Here is a 19,347-nt window from a genome sequence, read left to right as displayed (position 1 = left end):
AACCTGGTATTGACGTGGAGCCCGCCGAGTTCTTTGATGTCGAGTCAAAGAACCGCGTTCCGAGGAGACCGCCATGTCGGATCCGTCGTCACCGTCCACACCGGCCCTGCGCCGGGGCTTGAAAGTGCTCGGCACCCTGCTCATCACGCTGTCGGCCATCTCCCCCGCGTCCTCGGTGTTCATCATCGCGCCGGGGGTCATCGGCCAGGCGGGCAGCGGCGCGTTCTGGAGCTTCGTGATCGCCGCCGTCGTCGGGGTGTTCATGGCGTTCGTCTACGCGGAGCTGGCCTCGGCGTACCCGCTCAGCGGCGGCGAGTACGCGATCGTCGCGCGGACCCTGGGCAGGCTGCCCGGGTTCGTCACCCTCGGCCTGCTGATGGTGACCCAGCTGCTGATCATCGCGGTTATCGCGCTCGGCGTCGGCACCTACCTCGAGGTGCTCGTCCCGGGGCTGTCCGCGCCGGTCGTCGCGGCGGTGACCACCGCGGGCGCCACCGTGCTCGCGATCTTCGACATCAAGCTCAACGCCTGGATCACCGGGGTCTTCCTGGCCATCGAGATGGTGGCGCTGGTCGTGGTGAGCGCACTGGGCTTCCTCGACCCGGCCCGCCCGCTCGGCGACCTGCTCTCCGCCCCGGTCGCGGCGGCCGACGGCGTGGTCGGCCCCGCCTCGCTCGGGCTGATCGTGGGTGCCGCGGCGGTGGCGATCTTCTCCTACAACGGCTACGGGTCGGCGGTGTACTTCGGCGAGGAGACCACCAACGCGCACCGGGGCATCGCCAAGGCCATCCTGTGGGCGCTGGTGATCACCGTCGTCGCCGAGCTGGTGCCGGTGACCGCGGTGCTGCTCGGCGCGCCGTCGCTGCCGGAGCTGTTCGCCTCGGACAACATGATGAGCTACTTCGTCACCGCGCAGGCCGGGTCCGCGGTCAACACGGTGATCAGCCTGGCCGTGGCGCTGGCGATCCTCAACGCGGTGCTGGCGATCATCCTGATCACCGCGCGGATGGTGTTCTCCACCGGCCGCGACGCCGCATGGCCGGGGACGCTGAGCCGCTCGCTGGCCGCGATCCACCCGCGCCACGGCACCCCGTGGATCGCCACGGTGGTCACCGGCGCGCTCGCGACCGCGTTGTGCTTCACGGACAAGGACTTCCTGCTCGTGGTCACCGCGACCTCGATCGTGGCGGTGTACGGGGCGCTGTGCCTGGCGGTGCTCAACGGCAGGCGCACCGGGTCGACCGCGCACGCGGCGTACCGGATGCCGTGGTTCCCGGTCGCCCCGGTGCTCGCGCTGGCCGCACTGGTCTACGTCATCTACCAGAACGCGCTGGACCCGGCCATCGGCCGCCCGAGTCTGCTGATCACCCTCGGCATCGCTGTGGTGTCGGCGTTGTACTACCTGCTGGTGCTGCGCAGGCGCGGCCAGTGGGTGCTGCGCGGCCCCGAGGACGAGGCGGTGGTGGTCGACCCGGCCGTCCGGTAAGCACCGCCGATTGTTCGGAACCGGGGAAAATCGTCTGTGCCGCCCACCGGAATAGGTGGGCGGCACATTCATCAGTGTCCACCAGACAAATGATGGACAGCCGTTCCCTATTGTCCTTCCGCGCTCGCTATGGTGTACGTTCAGCCGCCGGTGCGGCGCCGCCATACGGGAGGCGTGACGATGTCGGAACAGCCTGGTATAGCGCGCAACGACGACGACGAGGCGTACCTGCGGGAACGGCTGCGGCACGAGCCGACCGATCTGCTGCTGGCCGATACGGTGAGCACCGACATCCTCGCCGCGGTGTGGCGCAGGTCGATAAAGCTCACGCTCGGCATCTTCTTCGTGTTCCTCGTCATCCAGATCGCACACGGCCAGAACTTCGGAGTGTCGCTGTCGCGCCGCGGTGATGACGACTTCACGTTCCTGCTCGTCGGTCTTGTCCTCGGCGTGTTCGCCTTCATCGTGACTTGGCTCGTGTTCTTGACCAGCGAGCGGCAGGAGGCGATCAGCGAGTGGTACACGCTGCTGCCCGGCAAGTCGGCAGCGGCGGACTCGGTCTACAGCCACGTCGCGGGCTCCCTGCGCGACCGGCAGATGCCGGTGACCAACTACATCGCGTCCCGAACCCCCACCGCCTACGGGGCGACGGGCAACTCGCTGGTGCTCGTCGACGGGTACCACTACGTGTACGTGTCGGTGTTCAGCTACGGGACCAGCCTGTACCTGGGCTGGGCGATGTGGCGGATCCGCAAGGGCAGCGCCCTGATCAGGACAGCCAAGGTCACCGACGCCAATTCCGTCGCGCTGGTACTCGGCCTGGAACGGCTCAAGGCGATGCGCGAGGCCGTGCACGCCGTGTGCCGGGAAGCGTTGCACACGGCCATCGAGGGCACGACGGTGTCGCAGGAGTACGGCTTCCCCGGTGGGTTGCCCGCCATCGAGGCCCTGCCGCTCGGGAATGCCCCGCAGGCAGGCCGATGACCGGGATCGCCGTCGCCCAGGGCGCCGACCGGTGGTGGGCGTGGGCCGCGAGCCGGGTCCAGGTTGCGGCCGTGGTGTCCGCTGCCGTACCGGAACCACCCGCCGGTGTGCACAACCAGCAGGCGGGACCGGCGCACACCGTTGTGCAGACCGGGCAACTGCTCGGCGGCCTGCACATCCACCACGGCGTGGAGTCCGCCCCGGACAATTCGGCCTGGTTGCGGGCGGCCTGGGGTGTGCTCGGCACCGCGCCGGTTGAGGTGCGCTACGTGAACTACCCTGGCGAAGGTCGACTGGACTGCTACCTGCTGACCCGAGCCGACGGGCGCACACGCGCCGAGGCCGAGCACCGCGCCTCCCATGTACGCGATCAACTCGGCGTGATCCCGGGTACCACGACGACCGCGGTCACCGACGAGGCGGAGACCCGCTGGGTCCTCAACCCGTTCCCGCCGGGCGATGTTGTCGAGCTGCGCAAGCGGATCACCGCGCGGCGCACCACCCGCGACGACGCCCAGCACCCCTGGCTGACCACCGTCAGTCCGTTGGCGCACCAGCGGAACTCCTGGGATCCACTGTGGACTGAACTCTCAGCGTCGCCGGTGCGCACGGTGTTCTCTGTCGGCTTGGTTCCGTACACGGTCGGGCCCGGGCTCAAGGCGCACCTCGGCGCGCGGCTCACCGAGCTGGCGAAACTCGCCGCCCCCGGTCCGCCGACCACCGCGGTCTGGAGCGTCGCGAGGCAGCCGGATCCCTTCGCCGCCACCGCGCGGGACGTGCTCTTGGACGCCGCCCGCCGGTACACCGATCGAGCCTTTGTCGCCCGGGTGAGCCTCGCCGCCGAAGGACCGGTGCCCGGCGTGTTGGCCGAGTTGGCCGCAACCACGATCTCGCCGATGAGCGCGCCGGTCGTGCTACGACCTGCCCCGGCTGATCTACCTGTGGCGTGGAACAACCTGGCCACGCTGAACTTCGCGCCGTTGCAGGTCTACAACCAGGGAATCGCGGACCTGCAGGGGTTGGAGCAGACCCTGGCCTCGATCGTCGACATGGATGAAGCCGCCGCCGTGTTCAGGCTTCCTTCCTAGTCCGCTACACGGTGTCAAAGCGCGGCTTGGTCGTAGGCCAGGACGGCCAGGTGGAGAGAGAGGCGGGTTTCCGCGTCGGTGAGGTCATGGCCCAGGACCGTGGTGAGGCGGGTTAGGCGGGCGTACACAGCGGGGCGGCTGAGGTGGAGGGCGCGGGCCAGGACCGCCACGTTGCCGTTGGCGGCGAGATAGGCGCGGAGCAGGTCGAGCAGGTCCTGTTCGTCGCCGGGGCGGAGGACTCGGTGGCGGAGGAGGGGGGCCAACTGCAGTTCGGCGAACTGGTGCAGCCGGGGGTCGGCTCGCAGGGACCAGAGCAGGCCGCGCGCGCCGAGGTCTCGGCTGCGGTACACCTCCCGCTCCCCCACACGCCCGGGGGCGGCCGCCACGGCGTTGGCGACGTGGGTGGCTTCCGCCAACGCGGCGGACAGGCCGGTGAGCCGGGTGGTCGGGGTCGACGCGGCGGCGAAGGTGCCCTCGGGGAGAGGGGGTCCCAGGGCCGAGAGGAACGAGCGGACCGCCTCGGGTTCGTCGGTCTCGGCGGCGCAGGAGAACACGACGGCGACCCGGCCGGGGGCGGTGATGCCGGTCAGCGCGGCTCGGCCTTGGCCGCGGGCAGTGGCTGCGGCGGCGGCGAGGACGGCCTGGTCGGCGTCGACGGAGGGGTCGCCCGGCACGCCGAGGACGAGGACTGCGTAGGCGCGTCCGGCACGCAGGCCCAGGGCACGCAGCCGGGCGTTCATGGCCTGCTCGTCGGTGACCTGACCGGTGAGCAGGTCCCGCAACAGACCACCGTGCGCGTCCAGAGCCACGTCACGGCCTTCGCCCTGGAGCATGCGCGTGATCGCCAGGGTCGCCGCGGCGCGTTCGAGCACGGCGGTGACGTGGTCGAGGTCAGCCACCGACATCGGCACGACCAGCCTTCCCCACCGGCCCCTGCGAGGCCCGACCGGCGTGCACAGCCACTGCTCCGGGCCCGCCACTGCCGTCTCCCCCGCCGCCGCGGCGAGCCGCGACCGGGCCTCCCAGTCGCGCAGCAACTCCCCCGCCCGGGTGGTGCCGCTGAACGCAATCGCGTGGTGCGCCAGGTCCTCCAGCACGACCGGGTGACCGCCGAGGGCGCTGGCCTGGTCGAGCACCTCCTCCACCCTGGCTCCCTCGACGGTCAGCGTGGTGAACACGGCGTTGACCTGCTGGGTGAACCGCAGCCGCTCGTGCTGGACGTTGAGGATGCGCGCGTGCACGGCCTCGGTGATCTCCACGAAGCGCACCGTGCGGCGCAGCTCGACCAGCGGGAACCCGAGTCTGCGGGCGGTGCGGACCATGGGTTCGGGCAGCGCGGGCAGGTGCCTGCCGAGTTCCACGATGAGCCCGCGCACGCCCGCCTCGGCCAGCGCGGTCACGTAGGCGGCGAGGTCCGCGCCCGGCGCGGTGGCGACGATCCCGGTGGACAGCAGCAGCTCGCCGCCCGCCAAGGTGCCCGCGACATCGCTGATTTCGCTGACGTGCACCCAGCGGACGGGGCGGTCCAGGTTCTCCTCGCCCGCGCGCACCCGGGGGTGGCCCGCCTGGACGCTGGGTGTGGCGAGCACCTCCGCCACCGTGGGGTACACAGCCGGACCCTAACACGGCGGTTTACACACCGTCGCGTGTCGCGCCGGATCAGCGTCAATGTGTCACTGGCCGGGGGAACCCCACCGGCCGGAAGCTGGGGGAAGACCACTCGGCGGAGGGAAGCGGATGAGCGCGGAGATCGTGGCGCACTGGATCGACGGGGCGCTCTCGCCCGGCGGGCGCACCGGGGACGTGTTCGACCCCGCCACCGGTGCCGTGGCGCGCCAGGTGTCGCTTGCGGGGCCCGCCGAGGTCGAGCGGGCGGTGGCCTCGGCCGCCGCGGCGTTCCCCGGGTGGCGCGACACCGCGCTCTCACGGCGCACGCGGGTGCTGTTCGCGTTCCGCGAGCTGCTCGACGCGGCCAAGGACGACGTCGCGGCGATCATCACCGCCGAGCACGGCAAAGTGCTGTCCGACGCGCAGGGGGAGGTGGCGCGCGGCTTGGAGGTGGTGGAGTTCGCGTGCGGGATCGGGCACCTGCTCAAGGGCGGGTACACCGAGAACGCCTCCACCGGGGTCAACGTGCACTCGCTGCGGCAACCGCTGGGACCGGTGGCGGTGATCAGCCCGTTCAACTTCCCCGCGATGGTGCCGCTGTGGTTCGTCCCGATCGCGATCGCCGCGGGCAACACCGTAGTGCTGAAGCCGAGCGAGAAGGACCCGTCGGCGGCCTTGTTGCTCGCCGAGCTCTGGCAAAAGGCAGGCCTGCCGGACGGTGTGTTCACTGTGCTGCAGGGCGACAAGGAAGCCGTGGACGGCCTCTTGGACCATCCCGCGATCAAGGCCGTGTCCTTTGTTGGGTCAACTCCCGTGGCGCAGTACGTCCATGAGCGCGCTAGCGCTGCCGGTAAGCGCGTACAGGCGCTCGGCGGGGCTAAGAACCACATGGTGGTGCTACCCGACGCCAACTTGGGCATCACCGCCGACGCCGCCGTGAACGCCGGATTCGGGTCCGCAGGCGAGCGGTGCATGGCGATCAGCGTGGTCGTCGCAGTGGGCGAAATCGCCGACCCGCTGGTGGCCGCGATCGCCGAGCGCGCCAGCGGACTGCGCACCGGGGACGGGCGGCGCGGCTGCGACATGGGTCCCCTGGTGACCGCCGAGCACCGCGACCGGGTGGCGGGCTACGTCGACGCAGGCGAACGGGACGGGGCACGGGTCGTGGTGGACGGGCGCAAGGTCGAGCCGGACGCCGACGGGAACGGGTTCTTCCTCGGCCCGACGCTGCTCGACCACGTGACGCCCGAGATGACGGTCTACACCGACGAGATCTTCGGCCCGGTGCTGTCGGTGGTCAGGGTCGACAGCTACGCCGAGGCGCTGGCCCTGGTCAACGCCAACCGGTACGGCAACGGCACCGCCATCTTCACCAACGACGGTGGCGCCGCGCGGCGGTTCGAGAACGAGGTCGAGGTCGGCATGATCGGGGTGAACGTGCCGATCCCGGTGCCGGTGGCCTACTACTCGTTCGGCGGTTGGAAGGACTCGCTGTTCGGCGACACCCACGCGCACGGCACCGAGGGCGTGCACTTCTTCACCCGGGGCAAGGTCGTGACCTCGCGCTGGCCCGAGGCCGACCACGGCGGCCTCAACCTCGGCTTCCCCCGCAACGACTGAACGAGGACGGGACATGACGCTCACCGAGCACTCCACCGCGGTTGGTCCGGCCCAGACCGGCTGGGGGACCCTGTGGCCGCACTTCACCCGGCTCTCCGCCCCCCGCACCCCCGTGATCACCCGCGGCGAGGGCGCCTACATCTGGGACGACCAGGGCAGGCGGGTCCTCGACGGCCTCTCCGGCCTGTTCGTCGTGCAGGCGGGCCACGGCCGGGCCGAACTGGCGTCGGTGATGGCCGCGCAGGCTGCGGAACTGGCGTACTTCCCGGTGTGGGGCTACGCCACTCCCCCGGTGATCGAGCTGGCCGAACGCCTCGCGGCCGCCGCCCCCGGCGACCTCAACCGCGTCTTCTTCACCACCGGCGGCGGTGAGGCCGTCGAGAGCGCGTGGAAGGTCGCCAAGCAGTACTTCAAGCTCACCGGCCGCCCGCTCAAGCACAAGGTGATCAGCCGCGCGGTCGCCTACCACGGCACGCCGCAGGGAGCGCTCGCCATCACCGGCCTGCCCGCGATGAAGCAGCAGTTCGAACCGTTGACCCCGGGCGGGTTCCGCGTCCCCAACACCAACTTCTACCGGGCCACCGAGCACGCCGACGACCCGGTCGCGTTTGGACAGTGGGCCGCGAACCGGATCGAAGAGGCGATCCTGTTCGAGGGCCCGGACACCGTCGCCGCGGTGGTCCTGGAGCCGGTGCAGAACTCCGGCGGGTGCCTGACGCCGCCGCCGGGGTACTTCGCGCGGGTCCGCGAGATCTGCGACAAGTACGACGTGCTGCTGGTGTCGGACGAGGTGATCTGCGCGTTCGGCAGGCACGGGGCGACCTTCGCGTGCTCGAAGTTCGGCTACCAGCCCGACATCATCACCTGCGCCAAGGGGATGAGCTCCGGCTACGCCCCGATCGGCGCCATGATCACGACCGACCGCGTGGTGGAGCCGTTCCTCACGGGCAAGACGGTCTTCCCCCACGGCTACACCTTCGGCGGCCACCCGGTCGCCGCCGCGGTGGCCCTGGCCAACCTCGACCTGTTCGAGTCAGAGGGCCTCAACGAGCGGGTCCTGGCCAACGAAGCCGCCTTCGGCGCCACCATGCGCAAACTCCTGGACCTGCCCATAGTGGGAGACGTCCGCGGCGACGGGTACTTCTGGGCCGTGGAACTGGTGAAGGACGCCGGAACCGAGGAAACGCTCGACACAGACGAACGGGAGCGGCTGATCCGCGGCTTCCTGCCGCGAGCCCTGTTCGACAACGGTCTCTACTGCAGGCCGGACGACCGGGGCGATGCGGTGGTGCAGGTGGCGCCGCCGCTGATCAGCGGGCAGGAGGAGTTCGACGAGATCGAGCGCATCCTGCGGGAGACGCTGACGGAGGCCGCGAAACTGCTGTGACGCGACACCCGAACAGCCGCCGTCCGGTGCACGGGCGGTGACCGGCGGGACCACGAACAGGTTGTCCCGCAACGGCATCAGCGCCGGGCAAGCGCGCGGCAAGCACCGGGCAACCGGGCGACGCCAGCATCGGCTCGTCAACGCTCCCCGGCCAGTGGCGGGCAGGTCATGCCCCCTCGGGGAGCGGGCGGGAGGAACCACGATGCGCACGTTGCTGCGTCGGGCGTTGATCACCGGGGTCGCGGCCGCCACGGTCGCTGTGGGGGTGGCCGGGTCCGCGGGGGCGGGCCAGAACAAGCCCAACGACGTCACGTTCGGGCCGGTCGCCACGCTGAGCCCCGCGGTGGGGCGTGATGTCGACGGCAGGCTGGTCGCCTTCGCCAGAGGTGCGGACCGGTCGTTGTGGTACGACACCCAGGCGGTGCCCGGGGTCGGCTGGAACGGTTGGCGCAACATCGGCACCGGGCAGCTCGGCGGCAAACCCGTCGTCGAGCGCGACGCGGACGGGCACCTGGTGGTGTTCGCCCGCGGCACCGACAACGCGCTGTGGTGGCGCACCCAGACCGACGCGGGCACGTTCGGTCCGTGGGTGCGCATCGGCGGCAGCCTCACCGACGACCCGGCCGCGGGCCGCAACGCCGACGGGTCGCTGTCGGTGCTGGTGCGCGGGACGCTCGGGTCGCTGTGGACCTGGAAGCAGGACGGCCCGAGCAGCCCGACCGGCAGCTGGGCCGACCTCGGCGGCGGCATCATCGGCTCCCCCGCCATCGTCGCCCAGTCCGACGGCCGCTTGGTCGCCTTCGTCCGCGGCGGCGGTGACGCTGTCTACGTGAAGACGCAGGCCGAGGCGTCCGGCGCCTGGGAGGCCGACTACGTCTACCTCGGTGGCGCCATCAACACGCCCCCAGTCGCCCAGCGCGGCGTGGACGGTTTGGTGCACCTGTTCGTCCGCGGACTCGACAACGCGCTGTACACGTTGCCGCAGCTCGAACCCAGCGGCGCCTATGGCAGCTACACCTACCTCGGCGGCAGCTGGACCGCGGACCAGTTCGCCACCAGCAGGCAGGCCGACGGCCGCATCAGTGTCTTCGGTCGCGGCGCCGACAACGCCTTCTGGACCGTCGTGGAAACGTCGGCGGGCACCGGTTCGTTCGGCACCCCGAGCTCCCTCGGCGGCCGCTTCACCGGCGGCGCCGCCGTCGGCGTCAACGTCGACGGCCGACTCCAGGTCTTCGGCGTCGGAACCGACCGCCAGATCTGGTCGGCCGCGCAGCGCGAACCCGACGGCGCGTACGCACGGTTCACCATCACCGACTGATCCGGTGCCCGGTCGGCTGACCGCCTGCTCCATCCAGGGCGGTCAGCCGACCCGCCGGACACGGTTGGCCGCACCGGGCCATCACCCCACGGTGCGTGTGGACAGTGGCATAGTCGGTGGTGGCCCATCACCGACAACGGGAGGCCAGGTGCCCGACGACAGCGGCGGGTTCGACGTCCTCGGCCCGCTCCGCGCCCACCGCCTCGGCCTCGACCGCCCCACCCCGGCAGGCGTCCAACGGGTCGTCCTGATGGCCCTGCTGATAGCCCGCCGCGCCGTCCCCGGCCGACACCTGCTCACCCTCGCCTGGCCCGACTCGGCACCCCCGTCGGGCATGAAGTCGGTGCACGTGGCCATCTCCCGCCTCCGCGCCTGGCTCCGCACCGAGTTCCCCGGCGCCCGAATAGGCCGCGACGACGACTCGTACCGGTTGGAACTGGGGCCGTGGACGTTGGACGCTGGTCAGTTCGAGAGCCTGGCGGCGCTGGGCTTGGATCCTGGTGCGCCGCTTAGTGTGCGGCTGCGCAAGTTGGCTGCCGCGTTGGCGTTGTGGCGGGGGCCGGTGCTGGATGCTCATCCGGTCGCCGCAGATTTCCCTGCTACAGCGGGATGGGACCTCACCCGGACAGCGGCGGCGTGCGCTTTGGCTGATGCGGCGATTGATTCGGGACGGCATGTGGTGGCGGTGCCTGCGTTGGCGGCGTTGGCGTTGGAGAGGCCGATGGATGAGGCGGTGTACGCGAGTTGGGGGCGGTTGCTGACCATGTGCGGGAGGCGGGCGGAGGCGGTGGCTGTGCTGAACACGATTCGGGCGCGGTTGGTGGGTGAGTACGGGTTGGAGCCGGGACCGGTGTTGCGGGACGCGTTGCACCGGGTGGTGTCTGGCTCGTCGCTTCGGGATCTTGCGGCTCGGTCCGCGATGTGAGTGGGGCTCGATGGGGCGGCGGCTTCGTCGTCGGCTCGCCTGCGGCATTGCATCGGGTCCGTGGTGGGTGGGGGTGCTCGATGGGGCGGACTTGTTTTGCGTGGGGCCCCTGCGCCAGTCGTGGCAGGACCGCAAAGCTGGGGCCGAAAAGCGTGGCCCTGTCCGCGCAGAACGCTACGACTGCCGCCACCCCACGCAAAACAAGTCCGCCCCATCGAGCATCTGGCACCTCGGGTTCCGAGTGTCCAGTGGCTGGGTTGGGTGGGCGGGGTCGGGTGGTTGCTTTGGCACCGGAGGTTCCGAGTGTCCAGTGGTCATCAATGCGCGAAAGTCCGGACGTCTCGGCGGGGTGCGGGATACAGCTTCTGCTCGCCCAACCGGCTTCCCCCAACCTTCCCCACCCCAAAGCCCATTATCTAGATACCACATAGTGAACCGCGAGACCCGGATAGCAGCCATCAAAGAAAAGAGTCCGGCCTCTGCCAAGAGGCCGGACTCAACGACGAGAGATCAGCAGGGGCCGAGGGGGGTCCACGTCCACGGTGCGGCGGAGGGGCGTTCCAGGCGGGTCCACCAGTTGGCTTGGTAGAGCTTGCCGTCCTGAGTTACTCGGGTGCCAACTAAGTAGGTGGTGTTGCGGTTCCAGGTGGGGGCGGTGCAGGGGGTGGGGCTACCGCCGGTGGTGGCGGGGAGGTCGAAGGTGTAGCCGGCGGTTTTCCAGCGGGGGATGAGGTCTTGGTAGGCCGCCACGGTGGCGGAACGGTCGCCGCCGCCGTCGTGGGAGAGGAGGATGGCGGTGGGGTAGGCCTGGGCGGTGAGGCGTTGGACCAGGACCGGCGCGGGTGAGCCGTCCCAGTCCTGGGGGTCGACGGTCCAGGCCAGGGAGGTGTGGGACAGGGACGCGGCGATGTCGGTGATGGGGGCGGCGAAGATGCCGAAGGGGGCGCGGAAGTACGGGATGGGCAGGGTGGGGTTGCCCGCGGCCTGGCGGATGGCGGCGTTGGTGGCGACCAGGTTGGCGCGGACCTGCTCTGGGGTGAGGGTGGCCAGGTTCTCGTGGCCGTAGGTGTGGTTGCACACCGGGTGGCCGTCGGCGACGATGCGCTTGACCAGGTCGGGGTACTTCACCACCTCGGAGCCGACGAGGCAGAACACGGCGCGGGTCTTGGTCTCCCGCAACAGGTCCAGGACCCGGGGCGTCCACTCCGGCGACGGGCCGTCGTCGAAGGTGAGCGCCAGGACCTGGCCGCTGGTCCTGGTGGTGTAGACGATCTCGGAGGTGGGCGCGGCCGCCGCGGGGGTGGCCACGGCCAGCAGCAGGGCGGCCGTGGTGAGGACGAGGCGCTTGAGCATGGCGCACCCTATGCGCGGCCGACCGAGCAGGACCACCATTAGATGATCTTGTATGTGGGTCGTCGAACGGGACCGCCCGGCAGGCGAGCAGGAGCACACTGGGCAGGGGCCACCCACGGTCGTTTATGGTCTAGCGCTGACCACTACGGAGAGCAGATGCCACCCGACGAGACCGACACCCCGGTGGAGGCCGTCGCGCCCCTGACCAGGGGGCTGCTGGTGACCCGGCTGCTGACCGACGCGGGTGGTTCGCTGAGCCAGAGCGAACTGCAGCGGGCCAGCGGCCTGGCCAGGTCGACGGTGGACCGGGTGGTGGCGACGTTGGCCCGGATGGGCTACCTGCGGGTGGACCGCCGCGAGGTCACCCTGGCGCCGCGGCTGCTCGAACTGGGCAACGCCTACCTCGCGGCGTTGGGCCTGCCGGATCGCCTGGGCCCCACGGTGCTGCGGTTGGCAGAGGAGCTCGACGAGTCGGTGTCCCTGGCCGTCGGCGACGGGGACGGCGTCCGCTTCATCCAGCACGCCACCCGGCGCCGGGCCGTCTCCCTGACCTTCGGCATCGGCGACCTGCTCCCCGCGGAGCGCACCGCCGCGGGCGCGGTCGTGGCCACCGGGTGGACCGGAGTGGACTGGGCGCGGTGGCGGGCGCGCCGCGCCGCGGACCCCCACGACCAGGGCTTTCCCGCGGTCAGCCCGAGGCAGGGCCCCATCCCCGACTTCCCGGTGCAGGTCGAGATGGCCGCCGAGCGCGGGTGGGCGCTCGACGACCAGTTCATCGAGCGCGGCCTGGTCGCGCTCGCGGTCCCGGTGCGGCGACCGGACGGGACAGTCGCGTGTGTCGCGAGCGTGTCCAGCCACACCAGTCGGCACAGCGCGGAGTCGTTGCGGGAGCACCTGTTGTCCTGCCTGCGGACCGCGGTCGCGGCGATGGAGCACGAGCTCGCGAACGACCACCCGCTCGCGGACCCCGGCGACCCGGCGATAGGCCTGGCGGCGTGGACCGGTGCGTCCAAGCAGGAACTCGGCCGGGAATTCATCGAATCCCTCGCGAGAGGACTGACCGTGCTGACCGCGTTCGGCGCGGATCGGCCGGAGCTGGGCTTGAGCGCCGTCGCGGGCGCCACCGGGCTCGCCAGGGCGACCGCGCGGCGGGCCCTGATCACGCTCGTCCACCTCGGGTACATGAGCACCGAGGCGGGCCGCTTCCGCCCGACCCCGCGCGTGCTGGGGCTGGGGGTGCCGGTGCTGGCGGCCACCACCCTGGCCAGGATCGCCACCCCGCACCTGGAGGCGCTGGCCGCGCAGGTGCGGGACTCGTCGTCGCTGGCGGTGGCCGCCGACGACGACCGCGACATCCAGTACGTCGCCAGGGCCGCGACCCGGCGGATCATGGACATCGAGATCACCCTCGGCACCCGGTTCCCGGCGTACGCGACCGGGATGGGCCGGGTCCTGCTGGCCAGCCTCGCGCCCGCCGAACTGCGCGCGCGGTTGGACCGTCTGGAGCCGCACCCGCTCACCCCGCGCACCATCACCAGCCGGGCCGGGCTCGTCGACGCGCTCGACCAGGTGCGCGGGGACGGGTACGCGATCGTCGACGAGGAGTTGGAGGTCGGGGTGCGCTCGATCGCGGTGCCGGTGCGCGACCGGGCGGGCGCGGTGGTCGCGGCGGTGAACGTCGCGATGCACAGCGAACGCCGCACGAGCGCGGAATGCGTCGTCGAGGTGCTCCCCCGGCTGCGCGCCGCGGCCGCCGCGATCGAGGCGGACCTGCACGTGACGCAGCGCTTCGCCCCGGTGCCGAAGGTGTGACTAGGGGCGGCTGAACGGGCCCGGCCGCCTCGACCGAGCAGCCCACCCGCGCCGGGCCAAGCTTCCGGTCCGGTTGACAGGTCCGCCAGGCTGGCCGGACACTCGATGTCGCCAACACTGGTGAAGACAAGTTCACCAGGCGAACGACCGGGCGGGCGGCGCATGGACAAGGTGATCGGCAGCGCCGAGGAGGCGGTGGCCGACGTCGGCGACGGCGCCAGCCTGGCCGTCGGCGGGTTCGGGCTCAGCGGAGTACCCACCACCCTCATCGACGCGCTGCACGCGGCCGGGGTTGCCCGGCTGCACGTGGTTTCCAACAACTGCGGCGCCATGGACTCCGGGCTGGCCGTGCTGCTGGCCGCGGGGCGCATCGCCAGGGTCACCGGTTCCTACATCGGCGCGAACGCCGAGTTCGCCCGCCAGTACCTCGCCGGTGAGCTGGAGGTCGAGCTGATCCCGCAGGGCACCCTGGCCGAACGGCTGCGCTCCGGCGGGCACGGCATCCCGGCGTTCTTCACCCCGGCGGGGGTGGGCACCCAGGTCGCCGAGGGCGGCATGCCGTGGCGCTACCACCCCGACGGCACGGTCGCGCTGGCCTCCCCGGCCAAGGAGACCCGGGTGTTCGACGACGTCGAGTACGTCCTGGAACGCGGCATCCGCACCGACTTCGCGCTGGTGCGGGCCGCGGTCGGCGACCGGCACGGGAACCTGGTGTTCGCCAAGTCCGCGCGCAACTTCAACCCGCTGGCCGCGATGGCCGGGCGGGTGACCATCGCCGAGGTCGAGCGGCTGGTCGAGCCGGGCGAGATCGACCCCGACCACGTGCACCTGCCAGGGGTGTTCGTGCGGCGGGTGCTCGAGCTGACCCCGGAGCAGGCGGCCGACAAGAAGATCGAGTTCCGGACCGTGCGCGGGCGGGCCGACTGATGGCCTGGACCCGCGACCAGATGGCCGCCAGGGCCGCCGCCGAACTGCGCGACGGCGAGTACGTGAACCTCGGCATCGGGCTGCCGACGCTGATCCCCGAGCACCTGCCGCCCGGCGTGCGGGTCACCCTCGAGTCCGAGAACGGGATCCTGGGCACCGGGCCGTTCCCGACCGAGGACGCGGTCGACCCGGACCTGATCAACGCGGGCAAGCAGACCGTCACGGTGCTGCCCGGCGCCGCCTACTTCGACTCCGCGCTGTCGTTCGGGATGATCCGCGGCGGGCACATCGACACCGCCGTGCTCGGCGCGATGCAGGTCTCCGCCGACGGCGACCTGGCCAACTGGGCGGTGCCCGGCAAGCTGGTCACCGGCATCGGCGGGGCGATGGACCTGGTGCACGGCGCGCGCCGGGTGATCGTGATCATGACGCACACCACCAAGGAGGGCGCGCCCAAGCTCGTGCGGCGGTGCACGCTGCCGCTGACCGGGCGCGGCTGCGTGCACCGGGTGGTGACCGACCTGGCCGTCCTGGACGTGGGCGCGGGAGCCGTCGAGCTCGTGGAGCTCGCGCCAGGGGTCACCGAGGCCGAGGTAGCCGCCAAGACCGGCGCCGAGCTGCGCACGAGCCGAGGGGAGCCACGCCGATGAGCAGGTCACCGCGGACTTCGATCCCGGACGCCGCGACCCAGCGGGAGATCGACGCGGCGATGGCCGCCGCCGACCGGGTGGGGGCGCCGGACCCGCACCACCCCACCCGGGACTACCCGCCGTACCGCAGCAGCGCGCTGCGCCACCCCAAGCACGCCCCGCTGCCGGTCGTGGACCCCGAGGCGGTGGAGCTGACCGGGCCGGTGTTCGGCGTGACCGACGTGTCGGCGCTGGACAACGACCTCACCCTGGGCAAGACCGGGGAACCGGCGGGTCAGCGGATCACCATCACCGGCCGGGTGCTCGACCGCGCCGGGCGCCCGATGGCCGGTCAGCTGGTGGAGGTCTGGCAGGCCAACGCCGCAGGCCGCTACGCCCACGACCTCGACCAGCACCCGGCGCCGCTGGACCCGAACTTCACCGGCTCCGGCCGCTGCCTGACCGACGACGACGGTGAGTACTCCTTCACCACGATCCGCCCCGGCGCCTACCCGTGGCGCAACCACCTCAACGCGTGGCGACCCGCGCACATCCACTTCTCGCTGTTCGGCACCGCGTTCACCCAGCGCATGGTGACCCAGATGTACTTCCCCGGCGACCCGCTGTTCCCCTACGACCCGGTGCTGCGGTCGGTGACCGACCAGGCCGCGCGCGACCGCCTGGTGGCCGTCTACGACCACGAGCTGTCGCTTCCCGAGTGGACACTGGGGTACCGCTGGGACATTGTCCTGGGTGGACCATCCCGCACGCTGTTCGAGGATCGATGACCCCTTCCGCACCGCGTTCCCACTCGCTCCCACCGACCCCGGCGCAGACCGTGGGCCCGTTCTTCGGGTACGCGCTGCCCTTCGCCGGTGGCGCTCGCATCGCCGTGGACGGCGACCCCGACCCGATCACCGTGCACGGGCAGGTGTTCGACGGCGCCGAGGTCCCGATCCCGGACGCGCTGGTGGAGATCTGGCAGGCCGACCGGGACGGGTCGCTCACCGGCGCCCCCGGTTCGCTGCGGCACGACCAGGTGACCGGTGAGGTGATCGGCCGCGACGGCACGGCGTTCACCGGTTTCGGCCGGGTGCCGACCGACGCCGACGGGCACTGGGCTGTGCGCACCGTCGCGCCCGGACCGCACCGGCCCGGCGCGGTCCCGTACTTGGCGGTCGCCGTGTTCGCCCGCGGACTGCTGCACCACCTGCACACCCGGGTGTACCTGCCCGAGCACGCCGACGGCTTGCGGGCACAGTTCCCGGACCTGCCCGACAGTCGGCTGGCGACGCTGCTCGCGCGGCGGGAACGCGCTGGTGTGTACCGGTTCGACATCCGGCTGCAGGGCGAGGAGGAGACGGTGTTCTTTGACTTCCGCTGAACCCCTGTCGCTGCGGTACCGGCTCGATGGCCCCGCCGAGGGGCCACCGCTGATCCTGGGCCCGTCGGTGGGTACGACGTCGGCGGTGTGGGACCCGCAGATGCCCGCTTTGGCGCGGAGGTGGCGGATCGCCCGGTTCGAGCTGCCAGGACACGGTGGCACGCCGCCACTTCCTGCCGGGTCCACTATGGAGGATCTGGCGCATCTGGTGCTCCAGATGGCGGATTCGTTGGGGTGGAGCCGGTTTGACTACGCTGGTATCTCGATCAGCGGCGCCATCGGGTCCACTTTGGCTTTGTTGGCACCGGAACGGCTGGGCCGCTTGGTGTTGGTGTGCACGGCAGCCCGATTCGGCGATGCGCAGCAGTGGCGGGATCGAGCGGATTTCGTGCGCACCGAGGGCATTTCGTCCCTTGTGGAGCCGACTTTGGCGCGGTGGTTCGCCGACCCCGGGACGGCGCGGTCTCCGCTCGGCGCACGACTTGTCGAGGATCTGACCACTGTGGACTCCTCGGGCTATGCCGCGTGTTGCGACGCGTTGTCCACATTCGACATTCGCGACCGGTTGTCGGAGATCCAGGCGCCCACCCTGGTCGTGGCGGGCAGAGCCGATCCGGCGACACCTCCCGAGCGGGCGCGTGAACTGGTCGACGGGATCCCGAACTCGAACCTGACCGAGATCAGTGGCGCCGCACACCTCGCGGGAGTCGACCAGCCAGACGCGGTGACCGCGGCGCTGCTGGCTTTCCTCGGCGAGACAACTACTTCCGCTGGGATGCGGGTTCGGCGCGAAGTCCTCGGCGACGCCCACGTGGACCGCGCGATCGCGGCGACGACCCCGTTCACCGCACCGTTCCAGGACCTGATCACCCGGTACGCGTGGGGCGAGATCTGGACCCGACCGGGTCTCGACCGGCGCACCCGCAGCTGCATCACGCTGATGGCGATGGTCGCGCTCGGGCACCACGACGAGCTCGCCATGCACGTGCGAGCGGCGTTGACCAACGGGCTGACCCGCGAGGAGATCGGCGAAGTCCTGCTCCAGTCGGCGATCTACTGCGGAGTTCCCGCCGCGAACGCGGCCTTCGCCATCGCACAACGAGAGCTGGGATGAGCATGCTGGTCGGGATCATCGGCGCGGGCCCGGCCGGGTTACTGCTGGGCAGGCTGCTGCACCTGGCCGGGATCGACGCCGTGGTGTTCGAGAGCCGAGGCCGCGAACACGTCGAACAGCGGCAGCGCGCGGGAATCCTCGAACAGGCCACAGTGGACACACTGCGCCGGGCAGGTGCGGCCGATCGACTGGAGCGCGAAGGACTCCCCCACGACGGGATCGACCTGGTGTTCGACGGTTCCGCACACCGGGTGGACTTCTTCGACACCACCGGTTCTCGGGTGTGGATCTACGCCCAGACCGAGGTGGTCAAAGACCTCATCGCACTGCGGATCGCCGACGACCTGCCACTGCTGTTCGACACCCCGGTCTCCGGAGTGTCCGATGTGGATGGTCGTCCGGTTGTGCACCACGGCGACCGAACCCTGGCCTGCGACTACGTGGTCGGCTGCGACGGCTTCCACGGCGTGGCCAGGTCACTGGTCCCCGGCACCGGTTTCGAGCGTTCCTTCCCCCACTCCTGGCTCGGCATCATGGCCGAAGCGCCGCCGATGCACCACGAACTGGTGTACGCGCACTCCCCACGCGGCTTCGCCCTGGCGAGCATGCGGTCCCCCTCGGTGAGCCGCATGTACCTGCAAGTCCCCAACGGCACCGACCCAACCCACTGGCCCGACGACCGCATCTGGGCAGAACTGACAGCCCGCTTCGGCGACCACCGCCCGAACCCGGGCCCCATCACCGCCAAGTCCGTCCTACCCATGAGAGCCTGGGTATCCCCCACCCTCCGCCACGGCAACCTGTTCCTAGCGGGCGACGCGGGCCACATAGTCCCGCCCACCGGCGCCAAAGGCCTCAACCTGGCCGCTGCGGATGTGACGCTCCTGGCAGCCGCCTTCACCCACCTGCACGACACCGGATCCCTGGCCTTGCTGGACGCCTACTCCGACACCAGCCTGCGCCGGGTGTGGCGAGCGGAGCAGTTCTCCCACTTCATGACCACCACCCTGCACGTGGCTCCCGATCAAACCGACTTCGACACCCACCTCCAGTTGGCCCGCCTACGGCAGATAACGACGTCCCGCGCGGCGGCGACCAGCTTCGCTGAGGAGTACACGGGTATCGCGGCAGGGTGAGGAGGGTTTCGAAAGTGAAGGGAATGGCCGCTGCGGCTGATAACCTCCCTGGTCAGGAAGTGTCCTCCCCGCGCAAGCGGGGCTGTTCCCGCATCCGCACTGCTAGCCCCCTTTGCATTCGGGTCCTCCCCGCGCAAGCGGGGCTGTTCCCCACGCCACGTACAGGGGCCCAGCGATCGAGGCGTCCTCCCCGCGCAAACGGGGCTGTTCCCCGGTCCCGGCACGGGATCGTGGCCGTCACCGAGTCCTCCCCGCGCAAGCGGGGCTGTTCCCACGCCGCGCTGTCCAACCCGGGGAAGTTCATGGTCCTCCCCGCGCAAGCGGGGCTGTTCCTAGCCCGGCGGCCACCTTGTCCATCGCGCGCACCTCCTCCCCGCGCAGGCGGGGCTGTTCCGTTGTCCACGTAGAGGTGCCGCAACGCGGGCGGGTCCTCCCCGCGCAATCGGGGCTGTTCCCGGACGCAGCGTGCGGCACACACTGCGGAACCAGTCCTCCCCGCGCAGACGGGGCTGTTCCCATGAACCCACCGCCCTGTCGGGCGTCGGGATCGTGCTCCCCGCGCGAGCGGGCCGTCTT

The 19,347-nt window shown here is 71.1% G+C and carries 16 protein-coding genes and 1 CRISPR repeat array; of the genes, 14 read left to right on the top strand and 2 right to left on the bottom strand.

Going from position 1 to position 19,347, the window contains the following annotated elements:
- Positions 1-73: 73 nt before the first annotated feature.
- From JOD54_RS20500 to JOD54_RS20490, 3 genes are all read left to right on the top strand, one after another.
- A complete protein-coding gene (locus JOD54_RS20500; RefSeq protein WP_204452104.1) occupies positions 74-1,486 on the top strand; it encodes an APC family permease in 1,413 nt (470 codons plus the stop codon).
- A gap of 180 nt (positions 1,487-1,666) precedes the next feature.
- Positions 1,667-2,470 (top strand): hypothetical protein, encoded by an 804-nt coding sequence (locus tag JOD54_RS20495; RefSeq protein ID WP_204452102.1) that lies wholly within the window; start codon positions 1,667-1,669, stop codon positions 2,468-2,470.
- Positions 2,467-3,558 carry a hypothetical protein gene (locus JOD54_RS20490; RefSeq protein ID WP_204452100.1) on the top strand — a complete coding sequence of 364 codons (1,092 nt, stop codon included), beginning with the start codon at positions 2,467-2,469 and terminating at the stop codon, positions 3,556-3,558. The genes JOD54_RS20495 and JOD54_RS20490 overlap by 4 nt, the downstream gene beginning before the upstream one ends.
- Before the next feature lie 14 nt (positions 3,559-3,572).
- Here the strand turns inward: JOD54_RS20490 and JOD54_RS35670 are convergent, their stop codons facing one another.
- Positions 3,573-5,168, bottom strand: a complete 1,596-nt coding sequence (locus JOD54_RS35670; protein ID WP_204452098.1) for a PucR family transcriptional regulator — start codon at positions 5,166-5,168, stop codon at positions 3,573-3,575.
- A 127-nt stretch (positions 5,169-5,295) separates the two neighbouring features.
- On the opposite strand from JOD54_RS35670, the gene JOD54_RS20480 reads away from it, so the two are divergent.
- The 4 genes from JOD54_RS20480 to JOD54_RS20465 all read left to right on the top strand — a co-directional run bounded on the left by JOD54_RS20480 (position 5,296) and on the right by JOD54_RS20465 (position 10,416).
- The gene (locus JOD54_RS20480; protein ID WP_204452096.1) at positions 5,296-6,786 is read left to right on the top strand and encodes a CoA-acylating methylmalonate-semialdehyde dehydrogenase; all 1,491 of its coding nucleotides are present in this window, start codon (positions 5,296-5,298) and stop codon (positions 6,784-6,786) included.
- A gap of 13 nt (positions 6,787-6,799) precedes the next feature.
- Positions 6,800-8,173 carry an aspartate aminotransferase family protein gene (locus JOD54_RS20475; RefSeq protein WP_204452094.1) on the top strand — a complete coding sequence of 458 codons (1,374 nt, stop codon included), beginning with the start codon at positions 6,800-6,802 and terminating at the stop codon, positions 8,171-8,173.
- 202 nt (positions 8,174-8,375) lie between these two features.
- Positions 8,376-9,491: a DUF8189 domain-containing protein gene (locus tag JOD54_RS20470; RefSeq protein ID WP_204452092.1), complete on the top strand. Its 1,116-nt coding sequence runs from the start codon at positions 8,376-8,378 to the stop codon at positions 9,489-9,491.
- Between the two features lie 148 nt (positions 9,492-9,639).
- Complete coding sequence (locus tag JOD54_RS20465) at positions 9,640-10,416, top strand: AfsR/SARP family transcriptional regulator (RefSeq protein ID WP_204452090.1); 777 nt, start codon at positions 9,640-9,642, stop codon at positions 10,414-10,416.
- Between the two features lie 510 nt (positions 10,417-10,926).
- Here JOD54_RS20465 and JOD54_RS35175 read toward each other — a convergent pair.
- On the bottom strand, positions 10,927-11,769 hold the full coding sequence (locus JOD54_RS35175) for a polysaccharide deacetylase family protein (RefSeq protein ID WP_204452089.1): 843 nt from the start codon (positions 11,767-11,769) through the stop codon (positions 10,927-10,929).
- 156 nt (positions 11,770-11,925) lie between these two features.
- On the opposite strand from JOD54_RS35175, the gene JOD54_RS35665 reads away from it, so the two are divergent.
- The 7 genes from JOD54_RS35665 (at position 11,926) to JOD54_RS20425 (ending at position 18,771) form a co-directional block, all read left to right on the top strand.
- A complete protein-coding gene (locus JOD54_RS35665) occupies positions 11,926-13,581 on the top strand; it encodes an IclR family transcriptional regulator domain-containing protein (protein ID WP_204452088.1) in 1,656 nt (551 codons plus the stop codon).
- 162 nt (positions 13,582-13,743) lie between these two features.
- Complete coding sequence (locus tag JOD54_RS20450) at positions 13,744-14,508, top strand: CoA transferase subunit A (RefSeq protein ID WP_204452087.1); 765 nt, start codon at positions 13,744-13,746, stop codon at positions 14,506-14,508.
- The gene (locus tag JOD54_RS20445; RefSeq protein WP_204452086.1) at positions 14,508-15,158 is read left to right on the top strand and encodes a CoA transferase subunit B; all 651 of its coding nucleotides are present in this window, start codon (positions 14,508-14,510) and stop codon (positions 15,156-15,158) included. The genes JOD54_RS20450 and JOD54_RS20445 overlap by 1 nt, the downstream gene beginning before the upstream one ends.
- Before the next feature lie 59 nt (positions 15,159-15,217).
- Positions 15,218-15,925, top strand: coding sequence for a protocatechuate 3,4-dioxygenase subunit beta (pcaH, locus tag JOD54_RS20440; RefSeq protein ID WP_204456401.1), 708 nt, complete (start codon positions 15,218-15,220; stop codon positions 15,923-15,925).
- On the top strand, positions 15,922-16,521 hold the full coding sequence (gene pcaG / locus JOD54_RS20435) for a protocatechuate 3,4-dioxygenase subunit alpha (protein ID WP_204452085.1): 600 nt from the start codon (positions 15,922-15,924) through the stop codon (positions 16,519-16,521). The genes pcaH and pcaG overlap by 4 nt, the downstream gene beginning before the upstream one ends.
- Positions 16,457-17,635, top strand: a complete 1,179-nt coding sequence (gene pcaDC, locus JOD54_RS34345; RefSeq protein ID WP_443601600.1) for a bifunctional 3-oxoadipate enol-lactonase/4-carboxymuconolactone decarboxylase PcaDC — start codon at positions 16,457-16,459, stop codon at positions 17,633-17,635. Before pcaG ends, pcaDC begins: the two co-directional genes overlap by 65 nt.
- A complete protein-coding gene (locus tag JOD54_RS20425) occupies positions 17,632-18,771 on the top strand; it encodes a 4-hydroxybenzoate 3-monooxygenase (protein ID WP_204452084.1) in 1,140 nt (379 codons plus the stop codon). The genes pcaDC and JOD54_RS20425 overlap by 4 nt, the downstream gene beginning before the upstream one ends.
- Positions 18,772-18,832: 61 nt before the next feature.
- Positions 18,833-19,288: a CRISPR direct-repeat array (repeat unit 29 nt; unit sequence GTCCTCCCCGCGCAAGCGGGGCTGTTCCC).
- Positions 19,289-19,347 lie beyond the last annotated feature (59 nt).

Origin of the sequence: Actinokineospora baliensis, assembly GCF_016907695.1 — a bacterium.
Lineage (GTDB): Bacteria > Actinomycetota > Actinomycetes > Mycobacteriales > Pseudonocardiaceae > Actinokineospora > Actinokineospora baliensis.
Note: the sequence above shows the minus strand (reverse complement) of the source record. Positions and strands in the feature narration are given on the sequence as shown.